This window comes from Streptomyces sp. NPDC058469 (genome assembly GCF_042721125.1).
Taxonomy (GTDB): domain Bacteria; phylum Actinomycetota; class Actinomycetes; order Streptomycetales; family Streptomycetaceae; genus Streptomyces.
On the sequence record NZ_JBHXME010000098.1, the window covers coordinates 1 to 16,114 of the forward strand.

Consider the following 16,114-nt stretch of genomic DNA (forward strand, 5'->3'; position numbering starts at 1 on the left):
AGGCCGGAGACGGCCGCGGCCGCGTCCGAGTGCACGGCGGCGGCCAGTTGCTGCTTGATGTCGGTGCGCCGCTGGGCGAAGCAGGACGCCGAACCACAACGGCTCCCCCTCGGCCAACCGGTCAAGCGCCTCAAGACCGAGCGCGTACTCCCGAATCGCCAACGACCGCTTGTGGTTCAGGAACCTCCCCCGCAGCCGGGCGAGGTTGTCGGGACGCGTGTACTCCGGACCGTAGATGATCCGCAGGTACTCACGCCCCCGGCACTTGATGCCGGGCTGGACCAGTCGACCCGCCTCGCTGCGCACCACCGCCCCGACCGGCTTGACGACCATGCCCTCACCGCCGCGGCCAGTCATCTCCAGCCACCAGTCGACACCGGCCCGCACCGACTCGGGGTCACCGGTGTCGACGTACAGACGCCGGGTGGTCTGCAGCAGGCCGGTACTGTCGTGCTCCACCAGCCGGTCCAGCAGGGCGAGTTGTTCGTCGTGCGGGAGTCCCGCGAGGCTGCGTCCCTGGACCGCGAGGATCTGGAACGGGGCCAGCCGGACACCGTCGAGGCCGTCCGTGGTCCAGCAGTAGCGACGGTACGCGTCGGTGAACGCCGAGGCGTCCGCGGCGCGTTCACGCTGCCGGGACAGCAGGGCGTCCACGTCGACACCCCGCCCTGCGGCACCCTCCAGCGCGCGCAGCGCCCCCGGGAACACCGCCCCCGCTGCCGCGCCGACCGCCGCGTACTGACCGCGCAGCAGCCCGGACGCCTTCAGCGACCACGGCATCAACTCCGCGTCCAGCAACAGCCAATCGGTCTCCAGCTCGGCCCACAGGCCCGCCTCGTCGAGCGCGGTCCGCAGCCGGCCCAGGATCTCCTCGGTCACCGCCGAGTCGTCGAAGAAGGGACGACCGGTCCGCGTGTACAGAGACCCCGTCGGGCCGCCGTCCACACCGAACCGCTTGCTCGCCGCCTCCGCGTCCCGGCACACCAGCGCCACCGCCCGCGAACCCATGTGCTTCTCCTCGCACACGACCCGCGCGACCCCGTCCTGCGCGTACTGCGCGAAGGCCTCGGCCGGGTGCTCCAAGTAGCCGTCGACATGCGAGGTCGCCGTCGGTGCCATCGTCGGCGGCAGGTACGGCAGCAGCCGCGGGTCGACCGCGAAGCGGCTCATGACCTCCAGGGCCGCCGCCGCGTTCTCCTCGCGGACCGACACCCGGCCGGCGTGCCGGGTCTCCACCACCCGGCGGCCGTGCACGTCCGCCAGGTCGAGCGGGCGGCCGTCATGGCCGCCGGGTGCCTCGGTCCGCAGCGGGCGGGTCGGCTCGTACCAGACCTGCTCGGCCGGTACGTCGACCAGCTCCCGCTCCGGCCAGCGCAGGGCGGTGAGCTTGCCGCCGAAGACCGCACCGGTGTCCAGGCAGATCGTGTTGTTCAACCAACTGGCGTCCGGGACCGGGGTGTGACCGTAGACAACGGCCGCGCGACCCCGGTAGTCCTCGGCCCACGGGTAGCGCACCGGCAGGCCGAACTCGTCGGTCTCGCCGGTGGTGTCGCCGTAGAGCGCGTGCGAGCGGACCCGGCCGGAGGTGCGGCCGTGGTACTTCTCGGGCAGGCCCGCGTGGCAGACCACGAGCCGGCCGCCGTCGAGGACGTAGTGGCTGACGAGTCCGTCGACGAACTCCCGCACCTGCGCGCGGAATTCGTCGGTCTCCCCCTCCATCTGCTCGATCGTCTCGGCGAGGCCGTGGGTGTGCTGGACCTTGCGGCCCTTCAGGTAACGGCCGTACTTGTTCTCGTGGTTGCCCGGTACGCACAGCGCGTTGCCCGACCCGACCATGGACATCACGCGGCGCAGCACACCGGGCGAGTCGGGGCCGCGGTCGACGAGGTCGCCGACGAAGACGGCCGTACGGCCCGCCGGGTGGACACCGTCGTCGTAGCCCAACTTGCCGAGCAGGGTCTCCAGTTCGGCGGCGCAGCCGTGGATGTCGCCGATGATGTCGAAGGGACCGGTGAGGTGGGTCAGGTCGTTGTAGCGCTTCTCGGTGACGACCGTGGCGTGGTCGATCTCCTCGACGCCCCGCAGGACGTGCACCTTGCGGAAGCCCTCGCGCTCCAAGCCCCGCAGGGAGCGCCGGAGTTCGCGGGTGTGGCGGGTGATGACGCGGCGGGGCATGTCGGCCCGGTCGACGCGGGAGGCGTTGCGCTCGGCGCACACCTCCTCCGGTACGTCGAGCACGATGGCGATGGGCAGCACGTCGAACTCTTTTGCCAGGTCGATCAGTTGGCGTCGGCTGTCCTGCTGGACGCTGGTCGCGTCGACGACCGTGCGGCGGCCGGCGGCGAGGCGCTTGCCGGCGATGTAGTGCAGGACGTCGAAGGCGTCCCGGCTGGCGCTCTGGTCGTTCTCGTCGTCGGCGACCAGGCCCCGGCAGAAGTCGGAGGAGATGATCTCGGTCGGCTTGAAGTGGCGGTGCGCGAAGGTGGACTTGCCGGAGCCGGAAGCGCCGATCAGCACCACGAGGGAGAGGTCGGTCACGGGCAGGGTGCGTGCCTTCGCACGGGGCTCGTTCGTCATGTTCGTCTCGTTCGCCTGGTTCGTCATGCGGCCTTCTCCTCCTTCACGGTCTTCTGCTCGCCTGTGCCGCTCATGGTGAAGACGGCCATCTGGGTGGGCGGTCCCACCTCGGGGTCGTCGGGCCCGACCGGTGTGAACTCGACGTCGTAGCCGTGCCGTTGGGCGACCGTCCGCGCCCACTCCCGGAACTCGGCGCGGGTCCACTCGAAGCGGTGGTCGCCGTGCCGGACGTGTCCGGCGGGGAGGGTCTCCCAGCGGACGTTGTACTCGACGTTCGGGGTCGTGACGACGACCGTCCTCGGGCGGGCGGCGCCGAACACCGCGTACTCCAGGGCCGGCAGCCGGGGCAGGTCCAGGTGCTCGATGACCTCGCTGAGCACGGCGGCGTCGTAGCCCTTGAGGCGGTTGTCGGTGTAGGCGAGCGAGCTCTGGAAGAGCTGGACGCGCGAGGCCTGCCGCTCCCCCATGCGGTCGAGCTTGAGGCGGCGGCCGGCGATGGTGAGCGCCCGCATCGACACGTCGGTGCCGACGATCTCCCTGAACCGGGTGTCCTTGAGCAGCGCCTGCACCAACTGCCCCTGCCCGCACCCGAGATCGAGCACGCGGGCGGCACCGGACGACGTGAGCGCGTCGACGATCGCGTCCCGGCGCTGCACCGCGAGGGGTGTCGGCTTCTCCTCGGCCTCGGTCTCCGCCTCGACGGCGTTGTCGATCTCCTCGACCTCGCTGTCGTCGGCCTCGGCGAGCCGCACCAGCTCCAGCCGCTCCATCGCCTCCCGGGTGAGGGACCAACGGCGGGACAGATAGCGGCTGGTGATCAGTTTCTGCTCGGGGTGGGCGGGCAGCCAGCCCTCACCGGCGCGCAGCAGCTTGTCGACCTCGTCGGACGCCACCCAGTAGTGCTTGGCGTCGTCCAGGACCGGGAGCAGGACGTAAAGGTGACGCAGCGCCTCGGCGAGGGTCAGCGTCTCCGACTCCAGCACGAGGCTCACGTACCGCGAGTCGCCCCACTCGGGGAACTCGGCGTCCAGCGCGACCGGTTCGACAGTGACCGTCCAGCCGAGCGGCGCGAAGAGCTGCCGTACGAGATCGGGGCCGCCGCGCGCGGGCAGCGCGGGCACCTCGATGCGCAGCGGCAGCGGCTGGCCTGCGCGCTCGGGGCGGGCGTTGCACACGCCGCGCATGGCGCTGGAGAAGACCGCGCTCAGTGCCACGGCGAGCAGTGAAGAGGCCGCGTACGGACGGTCGTTGACGTACTGCGCGAGCGCCGCGTCGGGCGCGCCACCGCGCCCCTTGCCCTTGCCGCGCCGGACCAGCGCCACCGCGTCGACCTCAAGCAACAGCGCCGCCGTGCAACGCCCGGGATCCGCCTCGGGGTAGAGGACGTACGCCTTGCCGTAGGACGTGGAGAACGCCTGCGCCTTGTCGGGATGCTTGTGCAGCAGGAAACCGAGGTCGGTGGCGGGGCGTTCGGGGGTGCCGGTGGTACTGATCGTCAGGAACACGGTGGGTTTGCCTCGAAACGTCTTCTGAGCTGCGGATACGTGTCGTCGCGTGGCCCAGAAAAGGAACCCGGCGACGGAGAGCGCGTCAGCACAACGTACAGCGAACATCCCTCACGTACTCAGGCATTTTCTCCCCTCTCGCCCCCGCCGGGCAGCCGTGACGATCAGCGTTTCTTGCGGCGTCGGGGGACGCCTGGTAGGACTGTGACGCGCCGTCACCGTCACATGTTCGATTCTGCGGGGGTTCATGTGGTCGCCACGGCCTTCACGTCCTCGTCGCGACGGCGCCCGGAGATTCCGCGCCCAACTCGGCGGCGGATTCCGGCAGTTGCCCGGCGGGCCACGCAGCACGGGCTGGTGCTGGCCGCCGTCTCGGTGACCGTGCTGCTGTGTGCGACGGCGTTGGCCGCGCTCACGGCGCTGGCGGGGAGTTCGGTGCAGGCCGGGGCCGTGCGACGGCTGGCTGCCGACCTCGGCGCGCAGGTGAACGTCAACGCCTCCTACCGGGCCGGCGGGATGGCCGCCGCCGACCGGGATGTGCGGGCCGCCGCGGACCGGGTGTTCGCCGGGGTTCCGCAGCGGACGTATGTGGGGCTGCTGGGCACGTCGCCCGTCTCCGTGACGGGGATCGACGGGGTCGTGGGGCCGCCGCGTGGTCCGGGGGGCAGCGGGCTGCACCCGGTCGCGGTTCAGGACGGGGGCAGGTTCGGGCGGTTGGTCGCCGGGCGGTGGCCCGCCGGTACGGCCGACGCCCCGGCCGGTGCGTTCACCTCGCTGCCCGATGTGCCGGTCGCCACCGGATCCACCGTGCCGGTCGACACGGCGGTGCCCGACGCTCTGGCCAAGCGCCTTGGTATCAAGCCCGGTTCGAGCCTCCGGGTGCAGGACGCCTTCAGTCGCCCCATGACCCTGCGGGTCACCGGGGTCTTCCGGGCGACCGGTGCCGTCGGGTTCTGGCCCGCGATGGCCGGCGACCTGACCCAGGGCGAGACCGCCGACCAGGATCTGCTGGTGGTCTCGGCGCCGGCGCTCAACGGCAGTGCCGTCCTGAACGGGCATCTGACGGCCCACTGGAGTGTGCAGCCCGACCTCTCCCGGCTCGACGCGGACAGCCTCGCCGGGCTGCACGACCGGCTGCGCGCGTTCTCCGGCAGCCAGAGCGGCGTGTCGGTGTTCGGCGGGCGGCAGCCGTCCCTCGACGACCTGACGGTGGCCTCCGGGCTGCCGGGCGCGATCGACGACCTGACCGTCCCGACGGTGGCGGCCCGGTCCTCGCTGTACCTGCCGAGCGTGCTGCTGGCGGTCCTCGCCCTGGCCACCCTGGTGCTGGCCGCCCGCCAGCTGACCGAGCGCCGGCGCGACGAGCTGGCCCTCCAACAGGCCCGAGGCGCGGGCACGTTGAGGTTGCTGCGCGGCGCCGCGGCCGAGTGGGCGCTCACCGGCGTCCCGGCCGCCGTGGCCGCGCCCTTCCTGGCCGGGCTGCTGCACCCCGGCAGCCGGGGCGCCGACGCGTGGGCGGCCGTAGGTCTGACCCTGTTGGTGCACGCGGCGGCCGTGCTGCTGCCCGTGCTGCCGTCGGCGCGGTCGCGGCCGACGCGCGGCGCACGGGCCGCCGCCGCGCAACGGCTGGGCGCCGACCTGGCGTTGCTGGCCGTGGCGACCCTGGGGTATCTGGAGCTACGACGGCACCACTCGCTGATCGCCGACGTGGGCACCGGCAGCGCGTCCGCGGACCCGGTGCTGGTCCTGGTGCCGACCCTGGTGGCCGGCGCCGCCGCACTGCTGTTGCTACGGCTGCTGCCGCTGACCTCGCTGTTGCTGGACGCGTTCGGGCGTCGTAGCCGAGGACTCGTACTCGCCCTGGCCGGTTGGCAGTTGAGCCGGCGGGCCGCGCGCAACGCGGGGCCGGTGGTGCTGATGTGCCTGGCCGTGTCGGTGAGCGCCTTCGCCACCACCGCGCTGGCCTGTCTGGGCGGTCTGGCGTCCGAGGAGGCCGCGTTCACGGTCGGCGCGGACGTGCGGATCGACCCGTCGGCGGACGACGGCTACCCCTCCGCCGTCCTGGGCGCCGCCTACCGCACGCTGCCCGCGGTGACGTCCGTGACACCGGTGACGCGGTCGACGGTGAACCTGCCCGGCGGCGCCACCGAGGACCTGGTCGGCACGATCGGCGGGCCCGCGCCCCGCACCCCGTCGCCGGTCGTCCCCGGGGTGCCGCTGCCCGGGCGGCCGACCGCGCTGCTGCTGGACGAGCGGCTGAGCAGCGACGGCAGCCGCGTGGCGCCGAGTCTGGAACTCACCGTGCAGGACGTGTCCGGCCTGGTCAGCGTCGTATCGGCGCGCCTGCCCGCAGCCGATGGGGCCCGGCACACCGTCGTGGTCCCCCTTGATGTCGCGCTGAGCGGGGGCCACCCGCGGGCGTATCCGCTGACGGTGACCGCTGTCAGCGTCCTGCCGCAGCCGAACGTGCCTCCCGCGCGGCTGGACCTGGACCTGCTCCGGATCGGCGCGCGCGGCACCGCCAACACCGCGAACACCGCCGACACTTGGGTCTCCCGGCTGCCCGGCGGGCAGGTCTGGTCCGACGGCACGGACCACGCCGCCGACTCCACCAAGAGTGCCTGCACAGGGAAGTTGACCGACAGCTACAACCCCGGTACTCCAGGGGTGTGTTCGATCGCCCACGGTGGCTCGGCCGTACTCCGGACCACCGTCAGCACCGGCATCCGTCCCTCCCAGGCCGTCTCGGACACCTTCGGCGGTCTGGCCGACAGCGACTACGCCACCCAACCCGGCGGCCAGGTACGGCTCGTGGCGGGCCCGGCGGGCGGTCCGGCACCGCTTCCGGTACGCGCCGACGCCTCGACGCTGCGCGCCGCCCGCCTGCACATGGGCAGCACCACCACACTCGACCTGGGCGGCGGCCGGATCACCGCCAAGATCGTGGGCCGCGTCGACTCACCGCCCGGACTGGGCCGCGGACAGGGGCACTTGATCGCCGACCAGCGCCAACTCGCCTCCGCGCTCACCCTGGCCGGGGCCGACCAGCACGACCCCGCGTTCTGGTGGCTGAGCAGCACCGACAGCGCGCGTACGGCAGCCGCCGCCGAGGCGCAGCCCGCGCTGGGCGGCGTCACCACCACGGCGCGTACCGCCGTGTCCCTCCAGGCCGACCCGTTCCGCAGTGGGCTGCGCCGGGTGCTGGAACTGGTCCGCTATCTGGCCCCCGGTTTCGCGGTCGTCGCCTTCACCGTGCACGCGGTGGTCTCCACCCGCCGGCGCCGCAAGGAGTTCGCCCTGCTCCGGGCGATCGGCGTCCGCGCCACCAGCCTGTCCGCGCTGCTGGGCGCCGAACAGGTGGGGCTGGCTCTGTTCGCGGTGGTGCCGGGGGCGCTGATGGGCATGGCGCTGGCGTCGGCGGTACTGCCGCTGGTCACGGTGGACGACAGCGGACAGGCCCCGTATCCGCCGCTGCCACAGGTCGTTCCCTGGGGAACCGTGACCCTGACGGCGGTGGCAACCGCGTTGGCGATCAGCGCGGTTGTGCTGGGGCTGGCCCGGCTGTTGGCTCGGGTGGATCTGGTGCGGGTGTTGCGGGCGGGGGAGGACCGTTGAGCGATACGAGAGAGCGGACGGTGACACGACCCGTGCGGCCCGGCGCGGCGGTCACGCGGCGCCTGATCCGCAAGGAGACCCGCGGCGACCTGCCGTTGCTGGCCTGCCTGGCGGTACTGGTACTGGTGCTGACCGCGCTGTGCGCCTGGGCCCCCGCCCTCGCGGGCCGCCAGGAGGACCGGGCGCTGCGGCAGCGCGTCGACGCCGCGCAGGCTCAGGCCCCCCTGATCAGCCTGAGCACCACACCGGAGATCTTCAACACCTCACCGCCCGCGGTGGACATGGCCGGCCTGCTCGCCGCCGGCCGCACCCTCACCGCCCACCTCAGCGGCTCCGCCGCCCGGCACCTGTCCTTCACCGGCGGCGGCAGTTACGACTACGACCCGGCGTCCCTGCTCTCACCGCGCCCGCCGGGCCCGGCGAACACCAGCGCCCAACTGACGGCCAGTTATCTGCCGTCCGCGCGGCCCCATCTCCGCTACGTCAGCGGTCGCGCGCCCGCCGACCACACACCGCTGGCCACCGCGCCCCAGATCGGCCTGTCGCAGGCCACCGCGCAAGCGCTGGGTGTCCGGACCGGCAGCCGCCTGAGCCTTGAGTTCGCCAAGACGCCGGGGGCACAGAACGCGGCGCCCCAGGCAGAGTTGACGGTGAGCGGGGTCTACCGCACCACGGCCGCGGCCGACGACTTCTGGACCGGCCGGGAGACGCTGGACCAGCCCTCGCGCTACCCGGCGGAGCACTCCACCGGCACGGTGCTCGCCGTCCGCGGCCTCGTCGGCCGCGACGCCGCCGACCTGTTGGCCGGCGTCGGGGTGGGCGGCCCGCGGGTGACCTGGCAGTTGCGCGCCGACCTGTCCGGGGCGGCGCTCGACCGGGCCCGCGCGCTGACCGGGCCGCTGTCCCACTACGGCGCGGACCTTAGCGCCGCCCTGTGCCAGGGCAGCGACTGGGTCACCGGCGACATCAGCTGCCAGGTCGGCGGCCAGTCCACCCAGTCCCTGCTGGTGACCGACGCTCTGACGCCACTGCTCACCACGTTCACCGCCCAGGACCAACAGGCCAGAGCCCTCGCGACGTACGCCGTCGACGCGCTGGCCGCGGTCGCGCTGGCCACCGTAGCCGTCGCCGTACGGCTGCTGCTGCGCCGACGGCAGCCGCACCTGCGGTTGCAGCGCGCGCGGGGTGCGTCCACCGCGCGGCTGGTACTGCTGCGCTGCGCCGTGGCCTGGCCGGTGGTGCTGATCGCCGCGGTGCTCGGCTGGGCGACCGGCCGGGCCCTCGCTCCCACCGGCACATCCGGCTCGCCGCAACCGTTGCCCGCCGCCCTCGTCACCGCGGTGGTGCTGCTGACGGTGCCCCTGATGACCTGGCTCGCGGTCCGCGAGCCACGCCGCCCCGGCCGACTGCGCCGCACGCGCCGCAAAACCGCCGTAGGCCGACGCGTGGTCCTGGAACTGACGGTGCTGCTCGCGACGGCGGCGGGCGTGGTCGCGCTCCGTTCACAGGGCCCTGACGGGGTTCTGGGCGCGGTACCGGTACTGGTGGCACTGTCCGTCGTACTGATCCTGCTGCGCGTCTACCCGCTCGTGCTCCGCCTGGTGCTACGGCAGACCCGTCGCGGCCGGGGCGCGGTGGGCTTCGTCGGGGCAGCCCGGGCCGCGCATGACGCCCCGGCGACCGGACTGGCCCTGTTCGTCCTGGTGTTGACCCTGGGCACGGCGGTGTTCGGGGGCCTTGTGCAGCGAACGGTCGACGACGGGCTGGCCACGGGGGCGGCGTGGACCACCGGAGCGGACGCGAGCGCGACTGTGGCGGGAACCGTGACCCCCTCCGCCGCAACCGCGACCGCCGCACCGGGGGCCGGTACCCCCACCGGAATACGCACCGCCCTCCAGCATCTGCGCACCGTCGACCTCGCGGGACAGACCGACGGCGCGGTGATCTCCCAGGTCGCCGTGATCACCGTCGATCCCCGCCAACTCGCCGCCATGGCACCGAAGTCACCGCTGGCCGCCGCCCTGCTGTCCAGGCTGACCACCCCGCCGGGAACCCGGACCGGCGCGAACGTCCCGCTGCCGTCCTTCCTCTCCCCCGACCTGCGGGCGCGCGAGCGCACCGGCGGCTTCACCACCACCATCGTGAACCAGGGGCAGCCCCCGGTGAACCTGACCCTCAAGCCGGTCGGCACCCTCACCACCGCGGAACTGCGCGACCCTCTCCTCGGCCCGATCACGGCGCAGATCCGCGCCGGGACGCCGATGCTGATCACCACCACCACCGCCGACAACCTGCTGCCCCAACAGCCCTCAGGCAGCACGGTCTTGCTCCTCAAGGGCGACGGTCCCGTGGCACTGCGGTCGGCGGCGGCCAAGGCGCTCGGGCCGCTGGCCCGGATCCGCGTCCGTTCCGAGGCGCTGAACTCCCTGCGCGCGGACGGCCTGACGCAGGGCCTCGGCACGATCTACACGACCAGTTCGATCCTGGCCGCGCTGTCCGGCCTGCTCGCCCTCGCCCTGGAACTGACCCTCACCTCCCACGAACGCGGCCGCACCACCTCGTTCCTGCGCACGCTCGGACTCGGCGGCAGGGAAGCGGGGGCGATCCACTTCCTGCAACTGCTGCCGCTGGCAGTGGCCTCGGCGGTGGGCGGCACGCTGCTCGGCCTGCTCGAACCGCGGCTCCTGGCAGGGACGTTGGACCTACGGCAGTTCACCGGCGGCCCGGCCCAACCGGCGCTGCGGACCGACTACTCGCTGACCCTCGCCCTCGTAGCCGGCGTGACCGCACTGATCCTGGCCGCCGCGGCGACCGAGACGGTCCTCGCCCGCAGGCGCCGCTTGGGGGCTGTACTGCGCCTCCCGTGAAGGCTCTTGTACGCGGAGGCCGCCGGGCGGACCCCTTACCGCGCACCCTCGGGATCCGGGCCACCGCTCGCCGAGTCCTCCCCGCCGTCCCCGCTCGCCCCGGCCTCCGCGCTCTCCGCATCGGACTTCGCCCGCCGTGCCGCCTCGTCGGGCCATACGCCGATGTGGTCGCTCTCCAACGCCAACCGCACCCGCTTGCGCAGGTGCAGGCGCTCGGTGAAGTCGGCCGGCAGTTGCAGCCGTCCGCTGGCGTCCAGTACCGCGTACTCCTCGGCGGTGAGCACCTCGACACCGTCCTCGCCGGTGGCGACCCGGCGCAACACCTCGGTCGAGGTACGGCCGTTGCGGATCCGTACGGTGCGCTGGACCTGCTCGGACACCAACGCGTCGTGGGTCACCACGATCACGGTGACGCCCAACTCCTCGTTGGCCCGGCGCAGCGCGGCGAAGACCTCGTCGCTGGTGGCGGTGTCGAGTTCGCCGGTGGGTTCGTCGGCGAACAGCACCCGGGGCTCGTTGGCATTGGCTACGGCGACGGCGACCCGCTGCTGTTCACCGCCGGAGAGCGTGTCAGGCGTACGGTCCCGGCAGTGACCGACGGACAGCAGGTCGAGCAACTCCTCTGCTCGGGCCCGCCGTTGGGAGCGCTTGATCCCGGTGTACGTCATCGGAAGCATCACGTTCTCGGCCGCCGAGAGATAGGGCAACAGGTTGCGGGACGTCTGCTGCCAGACGAAACCCACGGTGCCGCGCCGGTAGTTGAGCCGCTCGCGGCGCTTCATCGCCAGCAGGTCGTGTCCGGCGACCTCGGCGGCACCCGCGGTGGGCACGTCCTGGCCGGAGAGTATGCCCAGCAGGGTGGACTTGCCGGAGCCGGAGGCCCCGATCACCGCGATCATCTCGCCCTGGGCCACGGCCAGATCGAGGCCCTGGAGGGCCTGCACCTCGACGCCCTCGGTCTGGTAGATCCGCACCAGGTTCTCGCAGACGACCAGCCCCTCCTCGCGCCGTGGGGCCGCGGCCTTGGCGGCCCGCCGGCGCAGCTCGTCCAAGTCCGGTGCCCCGGCGGGCTGTTGGTGAACTGCCACACGGTCCCCCGAGAAGGCGAAGTCTGCGGATAACGATGTCGAACAGCGGCCAGGGTAATGCGGAAGCCCGCACGAGGGGCGTGATCAGCCGGGCCGACGGCACGCGAACTGGCCTGGCGCACAAGGCTGGTGCACCCGCGCCCGCACCCCCCGCACCCACACCCGCGCTCCGGCACCGGCACACCGACCCTGCGCCCCCAGCGCCGTCAAACGTCCTCGACGATCCGGCCGTCACGGAGTTCTAGCACCCGGTCGGCCAGCGCGAGGAGTTGTGTGTCGTGGGTGGCGACGAGGGCGGTGACGGATTCGCTGCGGACGACGGCGCGCAGCAGGTCCATCACGGTGAGACCGGTGTCGGCGTCGAGCTGGCCGGTGGGTTCGTCGGCGATGATCAGGGCCGGGTTGTTGGCGAGCGCGCGGGCGATCGCGACCCGCTGCTGCTGACCGCCGGACAGTTCACCGGGACGCTGGTCGGCATGGTCGGAGAGGCCGACCAGGGAGAGCAACAGGTCGACGCGGGCTTCCCGTTCGCGGGCCGGGACCTTCCGCAGGCGCAACGGCACCCCGACGTTCTCGGCGGCGGTCAGGATCGGGATGAGACCGAAGGACTGGAACACGAAACCGATACGGTCCCGGCGCAGCGCCAGCAGTTCGTCGTCACCGAGGCCGGCCAAGTCGGTGCCGTCCAGGGTGATCCGGCCGCCGTCCGGAATGTCCAGCCCGCCGACCAGGTTGAGCACGGTGGTCTTCCCGGACCCGGAACGCCCCCTGAGAGCGACGAGTTCACCGCGCGGCACGCTGAAGGAAACCCCGCGCAGGGCATGAACGGCGGTGTCGCCACTGCCATAAGTACGGCGCAGGTCCTCGACCACCACCATCGCGCCACCCGGCGCCCCGGCGTCCGCAACAGCGCCGCGCCCACTGAACTGCTCGCTCACACGCCCTCCCCCACCACGCCCCAGTCCTGCAACCGCACCGTACGGTACGCCGACCGCACAAGTACCCGTACCCGCAAGGCGGAACGACCCTCCACTCACCCCAACCCGACAACCGCCCCCCCGGCTATCGCGCGGCCCCGCCCGCCAGCCGCTCCACCGTCGTGACCGTCTGGTCGAGGATCGTGTCGTAGAGACGGGCATGGGCGGCGGGTAGCCCGGCGAGGAGGGGGCGCAGGGCGGCCGCTGTGGGGTCGGGGCCGGGGGTGTCGTCGAGCAGGGCCGTCATCTCCTCGTCCGGCCTGCGGTAACCCTCGTAGACGGCGTGGCCGAGCATCGTCGAGGAGATGAGCGCCACGGCGAGCGCCAGGTCCTCGCCGGAGAGGCCGGCCGGGGTGAGGATCTCGCGCAGGCGGGTCAGGCCGGGGAGCCAGGCGGGGTGCCGGGTGGTCGTCATGTACGGCATGAGCTGCGGGTAGGGGCGGAGGTTGGCCTGGCCCGCCCGCATCCAGGCGCGGAGCCGGTCCGGCCAGGGGCCCTCGGCGATCGGGGCGCGCTCCATCGCCTCCAGGACGTGGTCGGCGGTTGCCTGGAGGAGGGCGTCGCGGTCCGGGAAGTAGCGGTAGAGGGCCATGGGGGCGGCGCCGACGACGTCGGCCACGCGCTTGATGGTGAGGGAGACGGCCGGTTCGGCGCGCAGTACCTCGACCGCGCCCTCGACGATCCGCTCCCGCGACAGCCGGGGTGGGCGCCCCCTGCCCCTGCGGCCGGAACCCGTCGCCACCTGCGTCATCCGCTGTGCCTCTCCGTCCGCGACAGCCGTGCCCGGACAGGGGAAGGCTACCGCTCCCGCAGTGCTCGATCCCGTCTCCGCCTATTTTGCGTATGACATACGAAAAATATGCCAGACTCGTTTCGTTCAGCCCCTGTCGCACGCGTCAGCCGGAGGCTTCGCCATGTCCGCGTCCAACTCCCCCTCCCCACCCGTTCCCGTCGAGGGGGTCGAGCCGTCGCGCTCCGGCGCTGTCGTCTGGGTCCTGGCCCTCGGCGGTATCACCGTCTCGCTGATGCAGACGTTGATCATCCCGATCGTGCCCGAACTCCCCAAGCTGCTGAACTCCTCGCCGTCCGACGCCACTTGGGCGATCACCGCGACGCTGCTCGCCGCCGCCGTCGCCAACCCGGTCGTGGGACGGCTCGGGGACATGTACGGCAAGCGGCGGATGCTGTTGCTCAGCATGGTCCTACTGATCGTCGGGTCCGTGATCGGCGCGTTCAGCGACTCGCTCGTGCCGATGATCGTCGGGCGGACGTTCCAGGGCGTCTCGATGGCCGTCATTCCGCTCGGCATCAGCATCATGCGGGACGAACTGCCGCCCGAGCGGCTGGGATCGGCGACCGCGCTGATGAGTGCGTCGCTGGGGGTGGGCGGTGCGCTCGGGCTGCCGACGGCCGCGTTCATCGCCGAAAAGGCCGACTGGCACGTGCTGTTCTGGACGGCCGCGGTGCTCGGTGCCGTCGTGGCCGCGCTCGTCGTGACGCTCGTACCGGAGTCGGCCGTACGCAGCGGCGGCCGGTTCGACGTGGTGGGCGGCGTCGGGATGTCGATCGGGCTGGTGTGTCTGCTGCTGGCCATCTCCAAGGGGGCGGACTGGGGTTGGGGCAGCGGCACGACGACCGGGTTGTTCGCCGTGGCGGTCGTGGTGCTGTCGGTGTGGGGCTGGTGGGAGCTGCGTACCGAACGGCCGTTGGTCGATCTGCGCACCACCGTGCGACGCCAGGTGCTGCTCACCAACCTCGCGTCCGTGGTGTTCGGCTTCGCCATGTTCGCGATGTCACTGGCCGTACCGCAGTTGCTCCAACTCCCCACCCTCACCGGCTACGGCCTCGGCCAGACCGTCCTCGCGGCGGGGCTCGCGCTCGGCCCCTCCGGCCTGGTGATGATGGCGACCGCGCCTCTCTCCGCCCGGATCTCGGCGGCGGCCGGACCCAAGGTCACCCTGATGCTGGGGGCGCTCATCGTGGCCGCCGGTTATGGGCTGGGGGTCGTCATGATGGCCGCGGTCTGGCAGGTCGTGGTGGTGTGCTGTGTGATCTCCGCCGGGGTCGGTTTCGCCTACGGCGCGATGCCCGCGCTCATCATGGGCGCCGTGCCGCTGTCCGAGACGGCCGCCGCGAACAGCCTCAACAGCCTGATGCGGTCCATCGGTACGTCCGCCTCCAGCGCCGTCGCCGGAGTCGTCCTGGCCCACATGACGACGGACTTCGGCTCGCTCACGGTCCCCTCCCACAACGGTTTCCGCGTGATCATGGGCATCGGTTCGGCGGCGTCCCTGGCGGCCCTGGTACTGGCGGCGTTCCTGCCGGGACGGCGGGCGCCCGCCCCCGCAGAGGTGCCCGCGACGGCCACCGCGGGGGCGGGGACGCCGAGTTCGAGCTAGGACCTGCCCTGCGGCGAGACGGTGGAGCCCGGTGCGGGCGGGACAGATGCACCCCGCCCGCACAGCACTACTACTGGGCCTACGACGGGGCTACGACAACTGAGCCCGCACCTGGGCCGAGATCAGCTCCAGGTGGTCCAGGTCGGCGAGGTCGAGGACCTGGAGGTAGATGCGCCGGGCGCCGATCTCGGCGTAGCGGCCGATCTTGTCGACGACCTCGGACGGGGTGCCCGCCAGGCCGTTGGCCTTGAGTTCGTCGACCTCGCGGCCGATCACGGCGGCGCGGCGGGCGACCTCCTGGTCGTCCTTGCCGACGCAGACCACGAGGGCGTTGGAGTACGTGAGGTCGTCGGCCTTGCGGCCGGCCGCCTCGGCGGCGGCGCGGACCCGGCCGAACTGCCGCTCGCTGTCCTCGATCGAGGCGAACGGCATGTTGAACTCGTCGGCGAACCGTGCCGCCAGCTTCGGGGTACGGCTCGCGCCGTGGCCGCCGATCAGCACGGGGATCTTCGCCTGCGCGGGCTTGGGCAGCGCGGGCGAGTCGGTCAGGTCGTAGTGCGTGCCGTGGAAGTCGAAGGTGTCGCCGGGCTTGGTCGCCCACAGCCCGGTGACGATCGCCAGCTGCTCCTCCAGGCGAGCGAACTTCTCCTTCGGGAACGGGATGCCGTACGCCTTGTGCTCCTGCTCGAACCAGCCCGCGCCCAGGCCGAGTTCGACCCGGCCGCCCGACATCTGGTCGACCTGCGCGACCTGGATGGCGAGGACGCCGGGGAGGCGGAAGGTGCCGGCCGTCATCAGGGTGCCCAGGCGGATGCGCTTGGTCTCGCGGGCGAGGCCGGCCAGGGTGATCCAGGCGTCGGTGGGGCCCGGGAGGCCATCGCCCGAGCCCATGCTCAAATAATGATCACTGCGGAAAAAGGCGTCGAAGCCCAGGTCTTCGGTGGCCTTGGCCACGGCGAGCAAGGTGTCGTAGGTCGCCCCCTGCTGGGGCTCGGTGAAGATGCGCAGATCCATGGTTCCATCCTGCACGCTCGGGTCCCGGTCAACCCCATCGGTCCCTACGGCCCTCCTCGTGCCCGGTCGGGT

General features: G+C 72.5%; 9 protein-coding genes. 3 read left to right on the plus strand and 6 right to left on the minus strand.

Going from position 1 to position 16,114, the window contains the following annotated elements:
• Both ACFWP5_RS33215 and ACFWP5_RS33220 read right to left on the minus strand, forming a co-directional pair.
• Window positions 1-2,604: polynucleotide kinase-phosphatase (locus tag ACFWP5_RS33215; protein WP_384165011.1), on the minus strand; the 2,604-nt coding region annotated here is incomplete at its 3' end.
• Window positions 2,601-4,082, minus strand: coding sequence for a 3' terminal RNA ribose 2'-O-methyltransferase Hen1 (locus ACFWP5_RS33220; protein WP_384165014.1), 1,482 nt, complete (start codon window positions 4,080-4,082; stop codon window positions 2,601-2,603). The genes ACFWP5_RS33215 and ACFWP5_RS33220, both read right to left, overlap by 4 nt.
• Window positions 4,083-4,307: 225 nt before the next feature.
• Between ACFWP5_RS33220 and ACFWP5_RS33225 the strand changes: the two genes are divergently transcribed.
• Both ACFWP5_RS33225 and ACFWP5_RS33230 read left to right on the plus strand, forming a co-directional pair.
• Window positions 4,308-7,697 (plus strand): FtsX-like permease family protein, encoded by a 3,390-nt coding sequence (locus ACFWP5_RS33225; RefSeq protein WP_384165017.1) that lies wholly within the window; start codon window positions 4,308-4,310, stop codon window positions 7,695-7,697.
• The gene (locus tag ACFWP5_RS33230; RefSeq protein ID WP_384165021.1) at window positions 7,694-10,564 is read left to right on the plus strand and encodes a hypothetical protein; all 2,871 of its coding nucleotides are present in this window, start codon (window positions 7,694-7,696) and stop codon (window positions 10,562-10,564) included. Before ACFWP5_RS33225 ends, ACFWP5_RS33230 begins: the two co-directional genes overlap by 4 nt.
• 35 nt (window positions 10,565-10,599) lie before the next feature.
• On the opposite strand, the gene ACFWP5_RS33235 is transcribed toward ACFWP5_RS33230, so the two are convergent.
• From ACFWP5_RS33235 to ACFWP5_RS33245, 3 genes are all read right to left on the minus strand, one after another.
• Window positions 10,600-11,616, minus strand: a complete 1,017-nt coding sequence (locus tag ACFWP5_RS33235; RefSeq protein WP_384165092.1) for an ABC transporter ATP-binding protein — start codon at window positions 11,614-11,616, stop codon at window positions 10,600-10,602.
• Between the two features lie 242 nt (window positions 11,617-11,858).
• The gene (locus tag ACFWP5_RS33240; protein ID WP_384165095.1) at window positions 11,859-12,530 is read right to left on the minus strand and encodes an ABC transporter ATP-binding protein; all 672 of its coding nucleotides are present in this window, start codon (window positions 12,528-12,530) and stop codon (window positions 11,859-11,861) included.
• Window positions 12,531-12,714: 184 nt separating this feature from the next.
• Window positions 12,715-13,380, minus strand: a complete 666-nt coding sequence (locus ACFWP5_RS33245) for a TetR/AcrR family transcriptional regulator (protein ID WP_384165024.1) — start codon at window positions 13,378-13,380, stop codon at window positions 12,715-12,717.
• A 163-nt stretch (window positions 13,381-13,543) separates the two neighbouring features.
• On the opposite strand from ACFWP5_RS33245, the gene ACFWP5_RS33250 reads away from it, so the two are divergent.
• The gene (locus ACFWP5_RS33250; protein ID WP_384165027.1) at window positions 13,544-15,028 is read left to right on the plus strand and encodes an MFS transporter; all 1,485 of its coding nucleotides are present in this window, start codon (window positions 13,544-13,546) and stop codon (window positions 15,026-15,028) included.
• 90 nt (window positions 15,029-15,118) lie between these two features.
• Here the strand turns inward: ACFWP5_RS33250 and ACFWP5_RS33255 are convergent, their stop codons facing one another.
• Window positions 15,119-16,042 (minus strand): LLM class F420-dependent oxidoreductase, encoded by a 924-nt coding sequence (locus ACFWP5_RS33255; RefSeq protein ID WP_384165030.1) that lies wholly within the window; start codon window positions 16,040-16,042, stop codon window positions 15,119-15,121.
• Window positions 16,043-16,114: the final 72 nt, after the last annotated feature.

Coding starts and splice junctions, on each gene's coding strand:
- ACFWP5_RS33225 (WP_384165017.1), top strand. CDS start 4,308: ATGTTCGATTCTGCGGGGGTTCATGTGGTCGCCACGGCCTTCACGTCC.
- ACFWP5_RS33240 (WP_384165095.1), bottom strand. CDS start 12,530: ATGGTGGTGGTCGAGGACCTGCGCCGTACTTATGGCAGTGGCGACACC.
- ACFWP5_RS33245 (WP_384165024.1), bottom strand. CDS start 13,380: ATGACGCAGGTGGCGACGGGTTCCGGCCGCAGGGGCAGGGGGCGCCCA.
- ACFWP5_RS33250 (WP_384165027.1), top strand. CDS start 13,544: ATGTCCGCGTCCAACTCCCCCTCCCCACCCGTTCCCGTCGAGGGGGTC.
- ACFWP5_RS33255 (WP_384165030.1), bottom strand. CDS start 16,042: ATGGATCTGCGCATCTTCACCGAGCCCCAGCAGGGGGCGACCTACGAC.